The sequence below is a fragment of the Hydrogenophaga aquatica genome (genome assembly GCF_054780915.1).
In genome coordinates, this window is sequence record NZ_BAAGVK010000002.1 from 224371 (window position 1) to 245341 (window position 20971).

Genomic DNA, 20971 nt, shown 5'->3' on the forward strand with positions numbered 1-20971 from the left:
TCAAATGGTGAACATCATGGCCGTCAGGATGAAATCCATGCCCAGCACAGTGAGCGACGCCACGACCACGGTGCGGGTGGTGGCGCGCGAAACCCCCTCGGGGGTGGGATGGGCCTCAAAGCCCTGCAGCAATGCGATGAAGGTGACGGCGATGCCGAACACGATGCTCTTGACGATACCGTTGCCCACATCGGCCCACACGTCGACGCCACCCTGGATCTGGCTCCAGAAGGCACCGCCATCAACGCCGATCATGAGCACGCCGACGACCCAGCCGCCAATGATGCCCATGGCACTGAACACCGCCGCCAGCAAGGGCATGGCGATGACACCGGCCCAGAAGCGCGGCGCCAGCACACGGTCCACCGGGTCCACGGCCATCATCTCCATCACGCTGATCTGTTCGCCCGCCTTCATCAAGCCGATTTCTGCGGTGAGCGACGTGCCCGCGCGCCCCGCGAACAGCAAGGCGGTGACCACGGGCCCAAGCTCGCGAACCAGACTGAGCGTGACCAACAGCCCAAGCGCCTCGGATGAGCCGTAGCGCTGCAGCGTGTAATAGCCCTGCAGGCCGAACACGAAACCCACGAACAGCCCCGACACGGCGATGATGGCCAGGGAATAGTTGCCCAGGAAATGGATCTGGTCGCGGATCAGGCCAAAACGGCGCCAGCTGCCCCAGGACCCAAGGAACAGGCGAACAAACAGACGCGCGCCCAGGCCCAGATCAGCGAGCTTGGAGCGCATGGCCAGCCCCACGCGGGCAGGATGCCAGCGGTTCATGAAAGCCTCCCTGCACGCAGACCATCGCCGTTCGGGCCGAAGTCATCGGCCACCGGCGCCGCCGGGTAGTGGAAACGCACCGGGCCTTCCGGCGACGCGGTCACGTATTGCCGGATCAACGGGTTGTCGCTGTGGCGCACGTCGTCAGGGGTGCCCTGCATGGCCACCTTGCCGTTGGCCAGCACGATGATGTGGTCCGCCACCTGGAAGGTGGACTCCAGCTCGTGCGAGACCATGATGCTGGTCAGCCCCAGCGTGTCATTGAGCTGGCGGATCAGACGTGCCGCCGTGCCCAGCGAAATCGGGTCCAGCCCGGAGAACGGCTCGTCGTACATGATGAGCTCCGGGTCCAGCGCAATGGCCCGCGCCAGCGCCACGCGGCGCGCCATGCCGCCGGAAAGCTCGCTGGGCATCAGGTGGCGCGCACCTCGCAGGCCGACGGCGTGCAGCTTCATCAGCACGATGTCGCGGATCAGCGGTTCGGACAGGCTGGTGTGCTCGCGCAAGGGAAAAGCGACGTTGTCGAACACGTTCTGGTCGGTGAACAGCGCGCCGAACTGGAACAGCATGCCCATGCGGCGGCGCATGGCATACAGGCCCTTGCGGTCCAGCGCACCCACGTCCTGGCCGTCGAACAGCACCTGTCCGCTCAAAGCCTTGTTCTGGCCACCGATCAGGCGCAACATGGTCGTCTTGCCGCCGCCCGAAGCCCCGATCAGCACCGTCACCTTGCCGCGCGGCACGTGAACATCGATGTTGTCGAGCACGACGCGGCCATCCCCATACCCGAAGGTGAGGTTCTTCAGTTCAACGAGGTTGGCGGAGGGCATGCTGCTTGAAAAATGACAAAAGCCGGACGAACCGGCCTTCGTATCATACGGGATAACCCGGGGGACCCCGCCATGGCGGGGTTCGCCCAGGCTCAGCGTGGCAGGTCGCTGAAGCCCATCAGGAACTCGTCCACGGCGCGTGCAGCCTGACGGCCTTCGCGGATGGCCCAGACCACCAGCGACTGGCCACGGCGCATGTCACCGGCGGCAAACACCTTGGCCACGTTGGTGGCATAGCCACCCGTGAAATCGGTCGTTGCCTTGGCGTTGCCACGCGCGTCCTTGTCCACGCCAAAGGCATCCAGCACGGTGGCGACCGGGTTCACGAAGCCCATTGCCAGCAGCACCAGGTCGGCCTTGTATTCCTTCTCGGTGCCCGGAATCTCCACCAGCTTGCCGTCCTTGAACTCCACGTTCACCGTGGTCAGGCTGGTGACCTTGCCCTTGGCGCCGTTGAACGACTTGGTGGAGATGGCGAACTCGCGCACGCAACCCTCGTCGTGGCTGGAGGAGGTGCGCAGCTTGATCGGCCAGTACGGCCAGGTCAGCTCCTTGTTCTCCTGCTCGGGGGGCATGGGCATCACCTCGAACTGGGTGACGCTGGCTGCACCATGGCGGTTGCTGGTGCCCACGCAGTCGGAACCGGTGTCGCCGCCACCGATCACGATGACGTGCTTGCCGTCGGCACGGATCTGCTTCTTGATCTTGTCGCCAGCGTTGACCTTGTTCTGCTGCGGCAGGAACTCCATGGCGAAATGCACGCCATCCAGCTCACGGCCGGGCACGGGCAGGTCACGGCTCTGCTCGGAACCACCGGTCAGCAGCACGGCGTCGAACTCGGCCTTGAGCTGCTCGGCCGACACCACTTCGGTGGCGTCGTTGGTGACCTTGGAGCCTTCGGGCATGGCGCCCACCAGCACGCGGGTGCGGAAGGTCACGCCCTCGGCCTGCATCTGCTCGACGCGGCGGTCGATCAGCCACTTCTCCATCTTGAAGTCGGGAATGCCGTAACGCAGCAGGCCGCCGATCCGGTCGTTTTTCTCGAACACCGTCACGTCGTGCCCTGCACGGGCAAGCTGCTGTGCTGCCGCCAGACCGGCCGGACCGGAACCCACGACCGCCACCTTCTTGCCAGTCTTGATCTTGGCAGGACGGGGTTTGACCCAACCCTCGGCCCAGGCCTTGTCGATGATGGCGTGCTCGATGGACTTGATGCCCACCGCATCGTCGTTCACGTTCAGCGTGCAGGCCGCCTCGCAGGGCGCGGGGCAGATGCGGCCGGTGAACTCGGGGAAGTTGTTGGTGCTGTGCAGCACCGCGATCGCGTTCTCCCAGTCGCCCCGATACACCAGGTCGTTGAAGTCCGGGATGATGTTGTTGACCGGGCAGCCGTTGTTGCAGAACGGCGTGCCGCAGTCCATGCAACGCGCGCCCTGGACCTTGGCCTGGGCGTCGTCGAGCCCCACCACGAATTCCTTGTAATGCTTCAGGCGCTCTTCGACGGGCCGGTAGCCCTCCTCCAGGCGCTCATACTCCATGAAGCCGGTGATTTTTCCCATGATCTGTGTCCTCGAATCTGTTCAGTGGGTTCAGGCTGCGGCCACGGCCTTGGGCGCCGCAGCGGCCTTGGCTTGAAGCTCGGCCAGCGCGCGCTTGTATTCCGTCGGGAACACCTTCACGAACTTGCCACGGGTCTGCGCCCAGTTGTCCAGGATCTCGCGCGCCTTGGTGGAGCCGGTCCAGCGGTTGTGGTCTTCCAGCAGCTTGCGCAGCTGGGCCTCGTCGGTCTGGCCACGGTGCCAGGTGGCACGGTCGGTGGTGGCCTCCTGCTCTGCCGCGCTCACAACCTTGTCCAGGCTCACCATGGCGGTGTTGCAGCGCTTGGCGAACAGGCCGTCCTCGTCATAGACGTAAGCCACGCCGCCGCTCATGCCTGCGGCGAAGTTGCGCCCGGTCTGGCCGAGCACCACCACGGTGCCGCCCGTCATGTACTCGCAACCATGGTCGCCCGTGCCTTCCACCACAGCGGTGGCACCGGACAGACGCACGGCGAAACGCTCGCCAGCCACGCCACGGAAGAAGGCCTCACCGCGGGTCGCACCGTACAGCACGGTGTTGCCCACGATGATGTTCTTGGCCGCGTCGCCACGGAACTCAATGCTCGGACGCACCACCACACGGCCGCCGGACAGCCCCTTGCCGGTGTAGTCGTTGGCATCGCCGATCAGGTACAGCGTGATGCCGTTGGTCAGGAACGCGCCGAAGGACTGGCCGCCCGTGCCTTCCAGCTGGATGCGCAGCGTGTCATCGGGCAGCCCCTCGGGGTGGTGACGCGTCACCTCGCCCGAGAGCATGGCGCCCACGGTGCGGTTCACGTTGCGGGCCGCTTCCATGAAGCTGACCTTCTCGCCCTTGTCGATGGCGGCACGGGACTTTTCGATCAGTTTCACGTCCAGCGCCTTGTCCAGACCATGGTCCTGCACGTCCACATGCTTACGCGGCACGTCTGCGGGCACCTCGGGCTGGAAGAACAGGCGGCTGAAGTCCAGGCCCTTGGCCTTCCAGTGGGCAATGCCGGCGCGCGTGTCGAGCAGGTCGGCACGTCCCACCAGATCGTCGAACTTGCGGATGCCCAGCTGGGCCATGATCTGGCGCACTTCCTCGGCAACGAAGAAGAAGTAGTTCACCACGTGCTCGGGCTTGCCTGCGAACTTGGCACGCAGCTCCGGATCCTGCGTGGCCACGCCCACCGGGCAGGTGTTCAGGTGGCACTTGCGCATCATGATGCAGCCTTCAACGACCAGCGGTGCCGTGGCGAAGCCAAACTCGTCAGCGCCCAGCAACGCGCCGATGACGACGTCGCGGCCGGTCTTCATCTGGCCGTCGGCCTGCACGCGGATACGGCCGCGCAGGCGGTTGAGCACCAGGGTCTGCTGGGTCTCGGCCAGGCCGATTTCCCAGGGCGAGCCCGCGTGCTTGATGGAGGACCAGGGCGAAGCGCCCGTGCCGCCGTCGTGACCGGCGATCACCACGTGGTCGGCCTTGGCCTTGGCCACGCCTGCGGCGATGGTGCCCACGCCCACTTCCGACACCAGCTTCACAGAAATGTCGGCACGCGGGTTCACGTTCTTCAGGTCGTGGATCAGCTGCGCCAGGTCCTCGATCGAGTAGATGTCGTGGTGCGGCGGCGGGCTGATGAGGCCAACGCCCGGCACCGAGTAGCGCAGGAAGCCGATGTACTCGGACACCTTGCCGCCCGGCAGCTGGCCGCCTTCACCCGGCTTGGCACCCTGTGCCATCTTGATCTGGATCTGATCCGCGCTGACCAGGTACTCGGCGGTCACGCCGAAACGGCCAGACGCCACCTGCTTGATCTTGGAGCGCAGGCTGTCCCCTGCCAGCAGGGGGATGTCGGACGCGACCTTGTCGCTGCCGATGATGGACGCCAGGGACTCGCCCTGCTTGATGGGGATGCCCTTGAGTTCCTTGCGGTAACGTGCCGGGTCTTCACCGCCTTCGCCGGTGTTGCTCTTGCCACCAATGCGGTTCATTGCCACAGCCAGGGTGGCGTGCGCTTCGGTGGAGATGGAGCCCAGCGACATGGCGCCGGTGGCGAAACGCTTGACGATCTCCTTGGCGGGCTCGACCTCTTCCACCGGAATGGCCTTGGCGGGGTCCACCTTGAACTCGAACAGGCCGCGCAGCGTCATGTGACGGCGCGTCTGGTCGTTGATGATCTGCGCGTATTCCTTGTACGTGTTGAAGTTGTTGGCACGCGTGGAATGCTGCAGCTTGGCAATCGCGTCCGGCGTCCACATGTGTTCTTCACCACGGGCGCGCCAGGCGTATTCACCGCCAGCGTCCAGCATGTTGGCCAGCACCGGATCGTCGCCAAAGGCGGCCTTGTGCATGCGAATGGCTTCCTCGGCGATCTCGAACACGCCGATGCCCTCGACACGGCTGGGCGTGCCGGTGAAGTACTTTTCCACCGTATTGCTGTTCAGGCCGATGGCTTCGAACAGCTGCGCGCCGCAGTAGGACATGTACGTGCTCACGCCCATCTTGGACATGATCTTGGACAGGCCCTTGCCGATCGCCTTGATGTAGTTGTAGATGGCCTTTTCGCCAGACAGGTCACCCGGCAGGTCCTTGTGGATGGCCTTGAGCGTGTCCATGGCCAGCCACGGGTGCACGGCCTCGGCACCGTAACCGGCCAGCACGGCGAAGTGGTGCACCTCGCGGGCGGAGCCGGTTTCCACCACCAGGCCGGCGGTGGTGCGCAGCCCTTCGCGCACCAGGTGCTGGTGCAATGCAGACAGGGCCAGCAGCGCCGGAATGGCCACGCGCTGCGCGCTCACGCCACGGTCGCTGAGGATCAGGATGTTGCTGCCGCTCTTGATCGCGTCCACCGCCTCGGCGCACAGCGACGCCAGCTGTGCTTCCACGCCTTCCTTGCCCCAGGCAAACGGGTAGGTGATGTCGAGCGTGTAGCTCTTGAACTTGCCGTTGGTGTACTTCTCGATCTCGCGCAGCTTGGCCATGTCGGCCGGGTTGAGCACGGGCTGGCTCACCTCGAGGCGCATCGGCGGGTTGACCTGGTTGATGTCCAGCAGGTTCGGCTTCGGGCCTATGAAGGACACCAGCGACATCACGATCGCCTCGCGGATCGGGTCGATCGGCGGGTTGGTCACCTGGGCGAACAGTTGTTTGAAGTAGTTGTACAGCGGCTTGTTCTTGTCAGACAGCACGGCCAGCGGGCTGTCGTTGCCCATGGAGCCGATGCCCTCTTCGCCGTTCTGGGCCATCGGCGCCATCAGGAACTTGATGTCTTCCTGGGTCATGCCGAAAGCCTGCTGCATGTCCAGCAGCGAAGCATCCACGTGATCCATTGCGGCGTGCGAAGACTCTTCCGTCAGCACCTGACGGCCTTCGGCCTCACCAGCCACGGGCTGGGTCACGTCATCCAGGCGGATGCGCAGGTTCTCGATCCACTGCTTGTAGGGCTTGGTGTTGGCGAGGTTGGCCTTGAGCTCCTCGTCATCGATCATGCGGCCCTGCTCCAGGTCGATCAGGAACATCTTGCCGGGTTGCAGGCGCCACTTGCGAACGATCTTGCTCTCGGGCACGGGCAGCACGCCCGACTCGGAACCCATGATGACGAAGTCGTCATCGGTCACGCAGTAACGCGAGGGGCGCAGGCCGTTGCGGTCCAGCGTGGCGCCGATCTGGCGACCGTCGGTGAACACGATGGATGCGGGACCGTCCCACGGCTCCAGCATGGCTGCGTGGTACTCGTAGAACGCCTTGCGGCGCTCGTCCATCATGGTGTGCTGTTCCCACGGCTCGGGGATCATCATCATCACCGCCTGGCTGATGGGGTAGCCCGCCATCGTCAACAGTTCCAGGCAGTTGTCGAAAGTGGCCGTGTCGGACTGACCAGCGAAGCTGATGGGGTAGAGCTTCTGCAGGTCGCCGCCCAGCACGGGCGAGGACATCACGCCTTCGCGCGCCTTCATCCAGTTGTAGTTGCCCTTGACGGTATTGATTTCACCGTTGTGAGCCACGTAGCGGTAGGGGTGGGCCAGCGGCCACTCGGGGAAGGTGTTGGTGGAAAAGCGCTGGTGCACCAGACCCAGGGCGGACACGCAGCGCGGGTCCTGCAGGTCCAGGAAGTACTCACCCACCTGGTTGGCCAGCAGCAGGCCCTTGTACACCACGGTGCGGCTGCTCATGCTGGGCACGTAGTATTCCTTGCTGTGCGTCAGCTTCAGGCGCTGGATGTTGGCGCTGGCGGTTTTGCGGATGACGTACAGCTTGCGCTCCAGGGCGTCCTGCACGATCACGTCGCTGCCGCGGCCCACGAACACCTGGCGGATGATCGGCTCGGTCTTGCGCACGGTGGGGGACATGGGCATGTCCTTGTTCACCGGCACGTCGCGCCAGCCCAGCAGCACCTGGCCTTCGGCCTTGATGGCGCGCTCCATCTCCTGCTCGCAGGCCAGACGGCTGGCGTGCTCCTTGGGCAGGAAGATCATGCCGACGCCGTACTCGCCCAACGGCGGCAGGGTCACGCCTTGCTTGGCCATCTCCTCGCGGTAGAGCTGGTCGGGGATCTGGATCAGGATGCCCGCGCCGTCACCCATCAGGGCGTCGGCACCCACCGCGCCGCGGTGGTCCAGGTTTTCCAGGATCTTGAGACCCTGTTCCACGATGGCGTGGCTCTTCTGGCCCTTGATGTGGGCAACAAAGCCCACGCCGCAGGCGTCGTGTTCTTGGGCAGCGTCGTACAGACCGTGCTGTTGCAGCTGCGCGATTTCGGTGGAATGGGTCACGCCTAACTCCTCATACAAAGCATGAATGTGAACAGCATAGTGCAATGCAGCATTCATGCCAAGAAAAATAAATGGGGTCGGAATCCAATTTAAAGAAAACAAAAATATCAGTGTGCTTTATTGGGGACAGATTACGTTCCGGCAAACGGATCCCACAGCCAAAAAAGGCCAATCAGCCAGCAGGCTATTCGCCAGGGCGCCTGGCGGGCGGCCGACCGGCACGCCCTTTCTGCAACCTGCGGGGGGTTTGCTCGGCCAGCCGCTGCAAGAACGCATCACCACCCAAGGCCCACCCCTTGAGCGCCGACTCGGTCAGCGCTGCCTCATCGGCACCACTGACCCCTCGTGCCACGCATTGCGCGTAGGCCGCCTCCCGGGCAAAAGGCGTGTTGCCCAAGGCCCAGACCAGCGGATGGGGTGTCAACCAACGCTCGTTGCGCAAACCAACGTAGTGCCCATGACTTGACCACGGATACTGCTGCGGCGACGGCACCAGACCGGCGCGCACTGGACTCAGATCGAAGTAGGCCATGCAAGGGAGCAGGTAGCGCTCGGCGTCCACCACCGTTGCACGGTACCGCCCTTCCCATAGGGTGCCGGTGCGCCCGTGACGTTGATTGAAACGCCTGACGTAGCTGCGGCCCACGGCCTGCATCGTTCTTGGCAAGGCTTCCGCAAGCTGCGGGGTGAGCAGCAGGTGCAGCTGGTCATCCATGAGGACATAGGCATGCACCTGCACTTGCTCGCGCCTCGCGTGCTCGGCCAGCAACGACAGGAACAGCTCCCGGTCTGCTGCATCAACAAACACCGGCTGGCGGTTGTTGCCACGCAGGATGACGTGGTGGACCATGCCAGGGAGGGTGAGGCGAGGCAAGCGCGCCATGGAGCGTCAGCCTTCCAAACGAGCCACGCGCCGTTGCAGCATAACCGCCAACGCAACACCCGCGACGCAGCAAGCCACGTTCACCGTCCAGGTAAGGTGCCAGCCGCCTGCACTGGCGGCAATCCATGCCACGACCGGCGGGCCGATGAACTGCCCCAGCGACGACAGCTGCTGGACCCAGCCTACCGTGGTGGAGACCGTCTGGCCATCCGGAGCCAGGCGAACGGCCAGAGCAAAAAGTGTCCCCGGGATCAAACCACCCACGGCGGAGAACACCAGCACCGCCAGGTATTGCCCCAACGGTCCGACAGCGCCGCCAAACGCCAGCAGAGCGCCCAGGGCCATGAAGCCGTAGCCACCGGCCAGCAGCACGATGGGACGCACGCCATGCGCCATGAACCGCCCGGCGGCGATGTTCCCCGTCAAGTTGATGCCCGCGGCCAGTGCACTCAGAAGGCCCACGGCAGCCACGGACCACCCCGCCTGGGTATAGATCGTCGGCAGGAAACCCACCACCGCCAGCCATTGCCCGGAGTACATGAAAAAAGCCAGCGCCACCAGCCACGGACCAGAAGCACCCAATGTCAACGCCAGCCGCCGTGCAATGGCCCCCTTGACCTCGGCGCCACGGGCCTTCTCATCCACCGGTATGCGGTGCCAGACCAGCCACGCCCAGACCGCAGTCAGCAAGGCCAACCCGGCCCAACTCCAGCGCCAGCCGATATGCGCATACGCCAGTGGCGCAACCAGCAAGGCCGTGGCCGTTCCGATCGGCATGTACGCCCCCCAGAACCCCAAGGCCTTGCTCAGCGACCTGGGTTCATGCACGAAACGGCGTACAAGCCCCGGCGCCGGCAGAACGGCTAGCAAAAACCCCAACCCCTCGACCACGCGCGTCAGGAGCAGCACCTCGGCCCTGGGTGCCAGCGCGCCAACCAGGCTGGCCACCGACAGCAAACCGAGCCCACACAACATCACTCGGCGCGGCCCCACGCGATCGGCAAGGGTCCCGATGAACACGCCCAGCAGCATGCCAGCCAGCTGCACGACGGCCAGAAGAAAGCCCCCCTGAACCAAGGTGACGCCCAGCTCGTCACGCAACACGGGCAACACCGGAGGAAGCTTGCCCACGTGCAAGGCAGACACGACGCCTGCAGCGATGATCACGGCCGCCCGCTCCAAGGCCGTGTGCTCGGCAATCTGTCCCTGCGCTGCGGGCATCGGGTTCTTCATGGCAGACTCAGGCAAACAGCCGCTGACCGGTAAGACGCTCGTGTTCCCGAATCGCAAAGCGGTCCGTCATGCCGGCGATGTAGTCCGCCACCCGGCGGCGGACGCTGATCAGGCTGCCGCCGCCCTGCCCACCCGGCATTTCGGCGGGCGCTGCGCAGTACGCGGCATAAAGATCCGAAACGATCCGCCTGGCGCGCCCAGTGGTCTCCATCACTTGCGGATGGCGGTAAAGGTTGACAAGCAGGAAGCGCTTGAGCTCTGAGGACTGGCGCTTCATCTCGGGCGAAAAACGCACGAGCACCGGCGCCTTGCGCACCTCGTCCAGTGAAGCGACGCCTGCGCTCTGCACGGCGTCCCTCGTGGCGTCAATCACGTCGTACACCTGGGCACTCAACATCCGCCGGATCGTCTCGAACAGCAGCCGCCTGCCACGCAACTGGGGAAACTCGGTCAGGGACGACTTCAGGTTCACCTCAAACAGGGGCACGGACGCCATCTGCTCCAGGGTCAACAGGCCGGACCGCACACCGTCGTCTATGTCATGCGCGTTGTACGCTATTTCGTCCGCGAGGTTGGCCAGTTGCGCCTCGAGCGACGGGCTCCAGCCGTGCAGAAAACGCTCCCCCACCCCACCAGGCTCCTTGCTTTCAAGCCAGTGCGCGTTGGCTCGTGAGCAATGCTTCAGGATGCCCTCCCGGGTCTCGAAGCACAGATTCAAGCCATTGAACGCCGGGTAGCGCTCCTCCAATTCGTCGACGACCCTCAGGCTCTGCATGTTGTGCTCGAAACCGGACGCCGGTTCGTCGGGAGAGACAGGCACGGCGGCAACGGCATCCTGGTGCATGCAACTGTTCAGCGCATCCTGCCCCGCATGCCCGAAAGGCGTGTGCCCCAGATCGTGGGCGAGCGCCACGGCTTCCACCAGGTCTTCGCACAAGCCAAGGGCGCGCGCGATGCTGCGGCCCAGCTGCGCGACCTCCAGCGAATGCGTCAATCTCGTGCGAAACAGGTCACCTTCGTGGTTGAGAAACACCTGCGTCTTGTAGACCAGCCGGCGAAATGCCGTGGAATGGATGACGCGATCACGATCGCGCTGGAAATCGCTGCGGGTCGGCGCTGGCAACTCCGGGAAACGCCGGCCTCGCGTCCGCAGGGGGTCGCAGGCGTAAGGCTGCAGGCCACGCCCTTCGCCCACAGCCGTTTCAAGCACAGCAGGCATCGATGACATCGGCCACCAGCGCATCGGGTGCGCCCCGCACCACCGCTTGCCCCTGGCCATTGACGAGCACAAACTTGATCTCCCCTGCCTCAGCCTTCTTGTCCACCCGCATCAGCGCCAGGTAGCGCGCCGCGTTGCCGGCAGGGTCCAGAACCGGGCCCCTCACGGGCAGCCCGCATGCCTGGATCAAGGACTGCAGACGGTCGACCTGCGACGAGGACAGCAAACCAAGACGTTCGGACAACCTCGCCGCCATCACCATGCCGCATCCCACGGCCTCGCCATGCAACCACTGGCCATAACCCAGCCCGGCTTCAATCGCATGGCCAAAGGTGTGCCCGAAATTCAGGATGGCCCGAAGACCAGCCTCCCGCTCATCCTGCCCCACCACGTCAGCCTTGATCTCGCAACTGCGTTTGACCGCGAAGGCCAGAGCCTGCGGCACCCGGGCACGCAGGGCGTCCACATTCGCCTCGATCCAGTCCATGAATGCCAGATCGTGGATAGGACCATACTTCACCACCTCGGCCAATCCTGCACTCAGCTCCCGATCCGGAAGGGTCTTCAAGGTGGCCAGGTCGCACACCACGCGCACGGGCTGGTAGAAGGCACCGATCATGTTCTTGCCCATGGGGTGGTTGATGGCCGTCTTGCCGCCCACCGACGAGTCCACCTGGGCCAGCAGAGTGGTGGGCACCTGGACAAATGGCACGCCACGCATGTAGCAGGCCGCCGCAAAGCCGGTCATGTCACCTATCACGCCCCCGCCCAGGGCAAACAGCACCGTCTTGCGGTCACACCCCCGCGCCAGCAGCGCGTCGAAGATGAGATTCAACGATTCCCAGGTCTTGTGAGCCTCGCCATCAGGCAGTGTGACGATGTGCACCTGGGGGTAATGTGCCTGCAGCGCCTCGCGCAATTGGTCGGCATACAAAGGCCCGACGGTGTCGTTCGTAACGATCATGGCCACCGACGACGACGGCAACCCCTGCCAAGTCTCGGGCCGGGCAATCAGCCCCTCGCCAATCAGTATGGGATAACTGCGCTCACCCAGCGCGATGGAAACGGTGGCAATGGCTTCTTTCGGGGACAGGTTCATGTCGCTAGTGTAGCGACGCTGGCACCACCGCGCCCGCAAGCTCCAGCTGCATCACGATCATGTTGACCAGGGTCGCCACCGAGGGCCGTCCTGTATCGATCACGAAATGGGCAGTTTCCCGGTACAGCGGGTCCCGGGCATCGTACAGATCGCGAAGGCGCTGCAGCGGATCAGCAACCAGCAGCAATGGACGGTTGCGGTCGTGCCGCACGCGCCGGTAGACATCTTCAGGGGTGGATCTCAGATAGACCACGTGGCCCCTGTCGCGCAGGTGTTGGCGGTTCAGAGGGCGCAGCACGGCCCCCCCGCCGGTGGACAGGACACAGGATGCGCCCGAGGACAACTCGTCAATCACCTGTTGCTCCACGTCGCGGAAACGTTCCTCGCCTTCGCGTTCGAAGAAGTCGCGGATGGAGCACCCAAGATGCTGCTCGATCACGTGGTCCGAGTCCACGAACGGCAGCTTCAACCGCCGGGCCAGTTGCCGCCCGACGGTTGTCTTGCCTGACCCAGGCAGGCCTACCAATACGATCACTGCAATTTACCGAACCAGCGCAGTCGACTGCTCACTCAGAAGACGGGGCGTGATGAACACCAGCATCTCCGTCTTGGCAGTGGAGAAGCCTCGCGATTTGAACAGGTTACCCAACACAGGCAGATCGCCCAACCCAGGCACCTTTTCGACGGTCCTGGAATCCGACAGTGTGTAGATGCCGCCGATGACGATCGTTCCACCGTTCTCGACAAGCACCTGCGTTTCAACCGTCTTCTTCAGAATGGAGATCAGCTCGCCGGTCGTCTCGTTGAGGTTCGCCGTGTCTTTCTTGATCTGCAACTTCATGATGACGTCGCCATCCGGGGTGATCTGGGGTGTCACCTTCAGGGACAGCAGGGCATCGATGAACTCGGTCGTCGTGTTGCCCGCCTGATCGATCTTGTTGTAGGGAATGGTACGGCCATCCTCGATCTTGGCTTCACGTTGATCTGCGGTCAGGATTTTCGGACTGGCGATGGTCTTGACCTTGCCATCGGACTCGTTTGCCGAAATCTCAAGGTTGAGCAAGCGGGTCACGCCGGAATTGAACAACGAGAGCGCGAACAACCCTTGGTCACTCTCGGTTGCGGGAATGCTGGTGACCTGGGTAGACCCCACACCAAGAGAGCCGAAGCCGAACGAGGCGCCACCAGCCGTGCGGGCTGCGTTGTAGGAACGCCCACCGAAGCGCACGCCCAGGCTTTTGCTGAACCCGTCACCCGCCTCGACAATGCGCGCCTCGATCAGCACCTGACGAACGGGCACGTCGATTTTCTTGATCAGCTTCTCGATCTCTTCCAGCTTGGAAGAGATATCGGTGACGAAGAGCTGATTGGTGCGCGGCTCTGCGAACACAGACCCTTGCTTGCTCAGGATCCGCACCTGGTTCTCGCCACTGCCCACCGCGGTGGTGAGCTGTTTCGCCACGTCTTCGGCGGTGGCGAAGTTCAGGCGGAAGCTCTGCGTGCGCGGCAACTCAAGTGTCTGGATCTGCTGCCTGGCGGTCAGTTCCGCCTGCTCTTTCGCAAGGATTTCGTCCTTGGGCGCGATCCAGATCACGTTTCCGGTCTTGCGCATGCCCAGGTTGCGGGCCTGCAGGATGATGTCCAGCGCCTGGTCCCAAGGCACGTCCTTGAGCCGCAGGGTCACGTTGCCCGTGACCGTGTCAGACGTAATGATGTTGAAGTTGGTGAAATCAGCGATGACCTGGAGCAGGGAGCGAACTTCAATGCTCTGGAAATTCAACGACAGCTTTTCGCCCGAATAACCAGGCCCCTGGGTCAGCTTGCTCGGGTCGACCTTGACCTCACGCACCTCCAGAACGAACTGGTTGTCGCTCTGGTAAGCGCTGTGCTCCCAGTTACCCACCGGCTCCACCACCAAGCGAACCCGGTCACCATTCTGGGTGGTGGTGATCGTGCGCACCGGCGTTCCAAAATCGGCAACATCCAAGCGGCGGCGCAAAGCCTCCGGTAGCGAGGCCTTCATGAACTCAACCACCAGCGCCTTGCCTTGAGGACGGATGTCGACGCCTGTCTGGTTGTTGGGCAGGCTCACGATGATCCGGCCAGCATTCTCCGAGCCACGCCGGAAATCGATGTCGGCCAATGGCAGGACATCTGCTGCGCTGGACGTCGCGGCAAACAGCGGCGAGGTCGCGCCGGTCGACTCCGGCGCGGTGGCAGAAGCGGGCTCAAGCAGCACGAGAACGCCGTTGCCGTCCAAGCGCGTCTGGTACTTCACGGGCTGGCTGAGATTGAACACCACTCGCGTGCGGTCCCCGGCCTCCACCACGTTCGCCGACCGCAGGTTGCCCTGGTTCAACTCCACGAGATTGCGGCCAAGACCATTGGTGGCACCCGGGAAATCCAGCGCAATGCGCGCCGGGGACTGGATCACGAAACCCGCCGGCAGTTGCTTGAGCGGCTCACTGGTTTGTATGCGGATGACCTCCGCCCCGCCCTGCACGGCAGCGGTGACCGACTGGATGGCGAGTTGCGCCTGAGCGATGCCTGCAAACCACAAGGCGGACAACAGGACAGGAACCTTCACGAATCGGGACATGGCACGGCCTTGCTGGTGGCTGGGAGAAATATGTTGTGTCATTTGGTGGTTCCCTCTTGAAGCTGCAGCGTGGCAGAACGCTCGACCCATTCGCCCGCTGCATCCTGCACGATCTCCCTCAGCGTGATCCCGGTTTCGTTGATGCGCGTGACGCGGCCGTAATTCTGCCCGAGGTAATTCCCTACACGCACTTGGTAGAGAAGGCTGTCGGCCCTGACCAGCGCGACGCGCTGCCCCGCGCGGTCAAGCAGACCGACCATCTGCATGGTGTCCAGCGGCAAAGCCTCCAAGGGCTCCTTGCGCCTGTTCATCTCGGATGCCAGCAGTGCGGAAGACCCAGGCTTCCCGGCCTCGGCACGCAGCAGTTTGGCCAGTTTCTCGGAGCTGAAAGGGGACAGGGCATCCGCGCTGGCGTATGCCTGCGGAACGAACCGGGTAGGCTCGGCGATGGGCTCCACCCGCGGCCGGACGGTGGCCTGTTGCTCGGCCATCCATTGCTGAACTTCTTGTTGAGACCCGCCCGTGCAACCGGCGAGAAGTGACACAGCCAGCGCGACGGGCAGGGCGGCGGAAAGCATCCGTTGGATCATTTCTTGCCTCCTGCAGCCTTGGCCTTCTGCTGTGCCAGCAGCTCTTCCGGATCCAGGTAACGGAACGTCTTGGCGGTTGCGTCCATCGTCAGGACATCCGGCCGGTTGGCGACCGGCGCCAAAGTGATGTTGTTCAAGGTGACGATGCGCGACAGATGCGCGATGTCGGACGCGAACAGGCCGATGTCACTGTAGCTGCCGGACACGCGAACCGCGATCGGAAGCTCTGCGTAGTACTCGTGCATGTTGATCGTGCCGGGCCGGAACAGCTCAAACTGCAGGCTGCGGCCCAGGCCGGCCTGGTTGATGTCCGAGAGCAGCTGATCCATCTCCGCCTTGCTGGGCAGCTGCTTTTCCAGCTGCGTGACGTACTGCTGCACCTGCTCCAGCTGAGCCTTCAACGGTTCCAGGTTGACGGCCTGACCCAGCTTGCCTGTGTACTCTTCCTTCAACTGAACCTCACGCCGCTCCTCGGCGGCAAGCGTTTCCTCGTAGCCGGAAATCCAGGCAAACCACAGGGCCACCACCACCACCACGGCCAACGCGATCAGCAGGAGGTAGCGCGGCAGGTCTGGCCACAGAGAGGGGTCGTTGGGATCCAGATCGGTGAACTGCGCGCGCAGCTTTTGCTGGATCTCAGCAAAATCTATGGAAGTCTTTTTGGTCTTTTTGGGCATGATGCATCCACTTCCGGCCGGAGCCTCAAGCCTTCCCAGGCGGCTGGCCGGCGGCACCCTTGGCCGCACCGTCAGACGGGCCGCGGGTCAATGTGACGCGCATGGAAAACTCGAATGCGCGACGCTGCTCTCGTGTTGAAAGTGTGACATTGCCCGCAACGATTTCCACCAGCTGCGGCTGCGTGAGCCAGGGGCTGTTGGAACTGAAGTTGCGCAACAACTCCGACACGCGCTCCTGCGACTGTGCAACGCCGGTGAGGGTGATGGACATGCCGTCCTGTTTCAACGATTTCAGGTAGACACCGTCTGGCAGCTGCCGCACCATTTCGTCCAGCAGGTGAACCGGCAGATTCCGGTCAGCCTGCAGGCTCTCGACCCCGGCCTGCCGCGCCTTGAGCCCATTGAGCTGCGTCTGCAAGCCGGAAATCTCCTTGATCTGGTTGTCCAGCTTCGCAATCTCGGTGCGCAACAGCACATTTCGCTGTTCCTGCGTCTCGATGCGAACCTGGTACCAGGCAAAAACACTGCCGGAAATGCCGATGCCAAGTAACGCCGCCAGGCCTAGCTGTACGAAAAACAGCTCGCGGCGCTTCTTGCGGGCGGCCTCGCGATGAGGCAAGAGGTTGATCTGGATCATTGGCTGAACCTCCGCAAGGCCAGGCCGGTCGCCACAAGATAGGAAGTGGCTTCGGTCGCGAGCTGCTTGGCCTGCACCGAGGGTGCGATGGACATGCCATCAAAAGGGTTGATGACCTTGCAGGGGAAGGAGGTCAGTGATGTCACGATGTCGACCAGCCCAGGCAAGGAGGCCGAACCTCCAGACAGCAGAATGTGGTCGACCTTGTTGTGCGGTGTGCTGGTGAAAAAGAACTGCAGCGCCCGGCCCAGCTCCTGCGCCAGGCTTTCCATGAAAGGCCGCAGCACCGACTCGGGGTAATCCGCCGGCAGCGCACCTTTCTTCTTCTTTTCGTCAGCCTCGTCAAACGACATGCCGTAATGGCGCGAAATGAGGTTGGTCAGCTGGACGCCGCCGAACATCTGGTCTCGCTCGTAGATGACATCCTCGTTGCGGATGACCTGCAGGCTGGTGGTCTGCGAGCCCACTTCGAAAAGCGCAATGAGCAGATCCTGGCCGCGGTTGGGCAATGTCTCGACCACCCGGCTCGCCGCCAGACGCGACGCGTAAGACTCAACGTCCATGATCACCGGCGTCAGGCCGGCGGCCTCCGCCAGGCCCTGCCTGTCGGAAACTTTTTCCTTGCGGGACGCTGCAAGCAGGACATCGACATAGGTCGGCGAGTTCGCCGTCGGGCCGATGACGCAGAAGTCCAGGCTCACATCGGCCAGCGGAAAGGGGATGTACTGGGTCGCCTCGGACTCGACCTGCACCTCCATATCGCGATCACTCAGACCCGCGGGGAGCACGATCTTCTTCGTGATGACCGCAGAACCCGGCAAGGCCAGCGCGACGTTCTTCGTCTTGCTGCCCGACTTGCGGACGAGCCGGCGCAGCACTTCGGCGACCTCGTCGAACTTCTCGACGTTGCCTTCGTTGACCCAGCCTCGCTCCAACGTCTCCATGGCGCAGTGCTGCAGCACCAGTCCGCCTTCACGCGTACGCCCCAGCTCGACCAGCTTGACTGTGGTGGAACTGACATCAATGCCGAGGAGCGGCGCGGGCTCCCGGCTGAACATAGACCCCAATGAGATCAATTCCATCCCCTACATGAGGGCCCCGGAACGAGGCCAAATGTCACATCGTTTATCAAATCCTAGCAGCAAGGCGATGGCGCTAACAAGGAGAACAGTGGCAACGCCATTCGCAGACGTTGTCAAAACCCCACGCCAGAGGCGATGCTGACAGACATCAGTATCCACCATTTTTCACCTTTCGTTACAAGCTTTTCAGCGCCCCAGCACCGGAAAAGACAGCACCAACACCCGGATTTTTATAATCGGACAGACTCCAAAGGGATACATGTCCAAACCTAACACCTCTCCGTCAGACAAAAGCAGCGCTCCGCAACACCCGGTGTGGGCGAGCAAGGGCGCGCGGCTGCTTGCCGGTCTGGCCGCAGCCGGTGTGGCTGGGGTTGCAGCGTTGATGCTGGCCGTAGGTATCGGCCTCGCGGCGGCCTATCCGAATTTGCCCGATGTGGTAGAACTGACCGACTACCGCCCCAAGCTGCCACTCAGGGTCTATGCGTCTGATGGCGAGCTGATCGGAGAGTTTGGCGAGGAGCGGCGCAACCTGCTGCCTTTCGAAGACATTCCGCCAGTGATGGTGAATGCGGTGCTGGCGATCGAGGACGCGCGCTTCTTCGAACACAACGGCGTCGACTACCGGGGCATGCTGCGCGCGGCGCTGGCCAACCTCGGGCAGGCCAAGAGCCAGGGGGCATCGACCATCACCATGCAGGTGGCACGCAACGTGTACCTGTCGAGCGAAAAAAGCTACGTCCGCAAGATCTATGAGGTTCTGCTGACGTTCAAGCTCGAACACCTGCTGACCAAAGAGCAGATCCTGGAAATCTACATGAACCAGATTTTCCTCGGTCACCGCGCTTACGGCTTTGCGGCCGCATCACAGGTCTATTTCGGCAAACCGCTCAAAGACGTCACGATCGCAGAGGCGGCCATGCTGGCCGGCCTGCCCAAGGCTCCATCGGCCTACAACCCCATCAGCAACCCGAAGCGGGCCCGCATACGCCAGCTGCACATCATCGACCGCATGCAGGAAAACGGCTTCATCACGGCCGAAGAGGCGCGGCGGGCCAAGGAAGAGCCCTTGAAGCTGCGCAAGCTCAATGGCCAGAGGGATGTCCACGCCGACTACATCGCGGAAATGGTCCGGCAGGCCATCTTCGAGCAGTATGGCGAAGAGGCGTACACAAGAGGGCTCCAGGTACACACCACCGTCGACTCCCAGGCGCAAAGAGCTGCCTACCAGGCGGTACGCTCAGGCGTGATGGAGTTCGAGCAGCGGCAGCATTACCGCGGGCCGGAGCGTTTCATCGAACTCCCTGCCGAGAAGCAGGCCAGGGAAACCGCGATCGACGAAGTCATCGCAGCTCTGCCAGACAACGGTGAACTCCTGACGGCTGTCGTGCTGGCCGTCAACCCGCGCAAGGTCACCGTGGTGCGGGGTGACGACGAGCCGATCGACATCACCGGAGATGGACTGCTGCCCGTGCAGTCCGGCCTGTCCGAGAAAGCGCCGCCCCACCTGAAGCTGCGCCCGGGCGCCGTGGTTCGCATCATGAAGAGTTCACGTGGCAGCTGGACCATCACCCAGGTGCCCGAAGTGGAGTCGGCCTTCGTCGCACTCGACCCCCGGACGGGCGAGATTCGCGCACTGGTCGGCGGCTTCGATTTCGACAAGAGCAAGTTCAACCACGTCACACAGGCTTGGCGCCAGCCAGGCTCCAGCTTCAAGCCATTCATTTACTCGGCGGCACTGGAAAAGGGCATCACCCCCGCCACGATCGTCTACGACCAGCCGCTGTTCTTCAGCGCAACCGTCACGGGTGGCAAGCCGTGGGAGCCGAAGAACTACGATGGCAAGTTCGAAGGCCCGATGACTGTTCGCACCGCCCTGGCGAAATCGAAGAACATGGTGTCGATCAGCATCCTGAAGGCTGTCGGCACCGGCAGTGCCCAGGACTGGGTGACCAAGTTCGGCTTTGACGCCGACAAACACCCACCCTACCTGACGATGGCCCTGGGCGCGGGCTCGGTCACCCCCATGCAGATGGCTTCGGGCTATGGCGTCTTTGCCAACGGCGGCTATTACGTCCCGCCGATGCTCATCACGCAGGTCACCGACCACAAGGGCAAGGTGCTGCTGGACAACCCACCCAGGGTGCCCGAAGAGTCACAGCGCGTGATAACCCCCCGCAACGCTTTCATGATGAGCCAGCTGCTGCAGGAGATCACCCGCTCGGGAACCGCGGCACGCGCGCAGGCAACCCTGCGACGGCCCGACCTGTACGGCAAGACCGGCACCACCAACGATGCCGTGGATGCCTGGTTCGTGGGCTACCAGCCTTCACTGGTGGCAGCTGCCTGGGTGGGCTACGACCAGCCGCGCAACCTGGGCAGGAGGGAAACCGGCGGCGGCCTGAGCCTGCCCATCTGGATTTCCTTCATGCGTGAGGCCTTGAAGAACACGCCGGTCGAAGAGCCGGCCGTGCCGCCTGGCGTCGTCTACACCCAGGGCGAATGGTTCTACGAGGAATTCCAGCCGGGAGAGGGCGTAGCCAGTCTGGGCACTGCGGATGCCCAGCCCGTGGGACGGTCGGAGATCCCGTCCGACACGGGCAACCCTCAGGAAAAACGCAGCATTCTGGACCTGTTCAGGAACTGAACTGCAGAGGCTGGCCCGCCTGCGCGCTGGCTTCGCGTGACAGGTGGGCGAACAGCTCACCCGCCCCTTTGGTGTCCATCCAGTGCTGTCCGTCAAATTTGTAATGGAAGCCACCGGCACGCGCGGCCACCCAGATTTCGTGCAAGGGCTTCTGCATGTTGATGACGATCTGGCTGCCATTGCGGAAGACCAGCGTGATCATGCCGCCGACGCGCTGGTTGTCGATGTCGGCATCGGTGTCGTCGTTGATGCGGTCGCAAGCCATCTCGACCGCCTTGAGCACCGCCTCAGCGCGATCCATGTATTCGAGGTCCGTCATTACAATTCCCAGATGTTTGAATTTCGGCGAATTTTAGGCCT

16 protein-coding genes are annotated in these 20971 nt (G+C 63.3%); 1 reads left to right on the forward strand and 15 read right to left on the reverse strand.

What is annotated here, in order from left to right; translation table 11 throughout:
- The 14 genes from mlaE to ACYVHH_RS02270 form a co-directional block, all read right to left on the reverse strand.
- Entirely contained in the window at positions 1–783 is a 783-nt protein-coding gene (gene mlaE, locus ACYVHH_RS02205; protein WP_460563382.1) for a lipid asymmetry maintenance ABC transporter permease subunit MlaE, read from the reverse strand.
- Positions 780–1613 (reverse strand): ABC transporter ATP-binding protein, encoded by an 834-nt coding sequence (locus ACYVHH_RS02210; RefSeq protein ID WP_460563383.1) that lies wholly within the window; start codon positions 1611–1613, stop codon positions 780–782. The genes mlaE and ACYVHH_RS02210 overlap by 4 nt, the downstream gene beginning before the upstream one ends.
- A 92-nt stretch (positions 1614–1705) precedes the next feature.
- Entirely contained in the window at positions 1706–3172 is a 1467-nt protein-coding gene (locus ACYVHH_RS02215; RefSeq protein ID WP_460563384.1) for a glutamate synthase subunit beta, read from the reverse strand.
- Between the two features lie 30 nt (positions 3173–3202).
- Complete coding sequence (locus ACYVHH_RS02220) at positions 3203–7945, reverse strand: glutamate synthase-related protein (protein ID WP_460563385.1); 4743 nt, start codon at positions 7943–7945, stop codon at positions 3203–3205.
- Positions 7946–8129: 184 nt separating this feature from the next.
- Entirely contained in the window at positions 8130–8828 is a 699-nt protein-coding gene (locus ACYVHH_RS02225; RefSeq protein ID WP_460563386.1) for a transposase, read from the reverse strand.
- A 6-nt stretch (positions 8829–8834) separates the two neighbouring features.
- On the reverse strand, positions 8835–10061 hold the full coding sequence (locus tag ACYVHH_RS02230; RefSeq protein WP_460563387.1) for an MFS transporter: 1227 nt from the start codon (positions 10059–10061) through the stop codon (positions 8835–8837).
- 7 nt (positions 10062–10068) lie between these two features.
- Positions 10069–11289, reverse strand: coding sequence for a deoxyguanosinetriphosphate triphosphohydrolase (locus ACYVHH_RS02235; RefSeq protein WP_460563388.1), 1221 nt, complete (start codon positions 11287–11289; stop codon positions 10069–10071).
- Positions 11264–12379 carry a 3-dehydroquinate synthase gene (aroB, locus tag ACYVHH_RS02240; protein ID WP_460563389.1) on the reverse strand — a complete coding sequence of 372 codons (1116 nt, stop codon included), beginning with the start codon at positions 12377–12379 and terminating at the stop codon, positions 11264–11266. The genes ACYVHH_RS02235 and aroB overlap by 26 nt, the downstream gene beginning before the upstream one ends.
- Positions 12380–12383: 4 nt before the next feature.
- Positions 12384–12914 (reverse strand): shikimate kinase, encoded by a 531-nt coding sequence (locus ACYVHH_RS02245; RefSeq protein ID WP_460563390.1) that lies wholly within the window; start codon positions 12912–12914, stop codon positions 12384–12386.
- A gap of 6 nt (positions 12915–12920) precedes the next feature.
- Complete coding sequence (pilQ, locus tag ACYVHH_RS02250; RefSeq protein WP_460563391.1) at positions 12921–14978, reverse strand: type IV pilus secretin PilQ; 2058 nt, start codon at positions 14976–14978, stop codon at positions 12921–12923.
- A gap of 38 nt (positions 14979–15016) precedes the next feature.
- Positions 15017–15568: a pilus assembly protein PilP gene (locus ACYVHH_RS02255; protein ID WP_460563392.1), complete on the reverse strand. Its 552-nt coding sequence runs from the start codon at positions 15566–15568 to the stop codon at positions 15017–15019.
- A complete protein-coding gene (locus ACYVHH_RS02260; protein WP_460563393.1) occupies positions 15565–16245 on the reverse strand; it encodes a type IV pilus inner membrane component PilO in 681 nt (226 codons plus the stop codon). Before ACYVHH_RS02260 ends, ACYVHH_RS02255 begins: the two co-directional genes overlap by 4 nt.
- Before the next feature lie 25 nt (positions 16246–16270).
- Positions 16271–16882 carry a PilN domain-containing protein gene (locus tag ACYVHH_RS02265; protein WP_460563394.1) on the reverse strand — a complete coding sequence of 204 codons (612 nt, stop codon included), beginning with the start codon at positions 16880–16882 and terminating at the stop codon, positions 16271–16273.
- Entirely contained in the window at positions 16879–17958 is a 1080-nt protein-coding gene (locus ACYVHH_RS02270) for a pilus assembly protein PilM (protein ID WP_460563610.1), read from the reverse strand. The genes ACYVHH_RS02265 and ACYVHH_RS02270 overlap by 4 nt, the downstream gene beginning before the upstream one ends.
- A gap of 265 nt (positions 17959–18223) precedes the next feature.
- Between ACYVHH_RS02270 and ACYVHH_RS02275 the strand changes: the two genes are divergently transcribed.
- Complete coding sequence (locus ACYVHH_RS02275) at positions 18224–20611, forward strand: penicillin-binding protein 1A (protein WP_460563395.1); 2388 nt, start codon at positions 18224–18226, stop codon at positions 20609–20611.
- Here the strand turns inward: ACYVHH_RS02275 and cyaY are convergent.
- Positions 20601–20930 carry an iron donor protein CyaY gene (gene cyaY, locus ACYVHH_RS02280; RefSeq protein WP_460563396.1) on the reverse strand — a complete coding sequence of 110 codons (330 nt, stop codon included), beginning with the start codon at positions 20928–20930 and terminating at the stop codon, positions 20601–20603. The genes ACYVHH_RS02275 and cyaY overlap by 11 nt on opposite strands.
- Between the last annotated feature and the right edge of the window lie 41 nt (positions 20931–20971).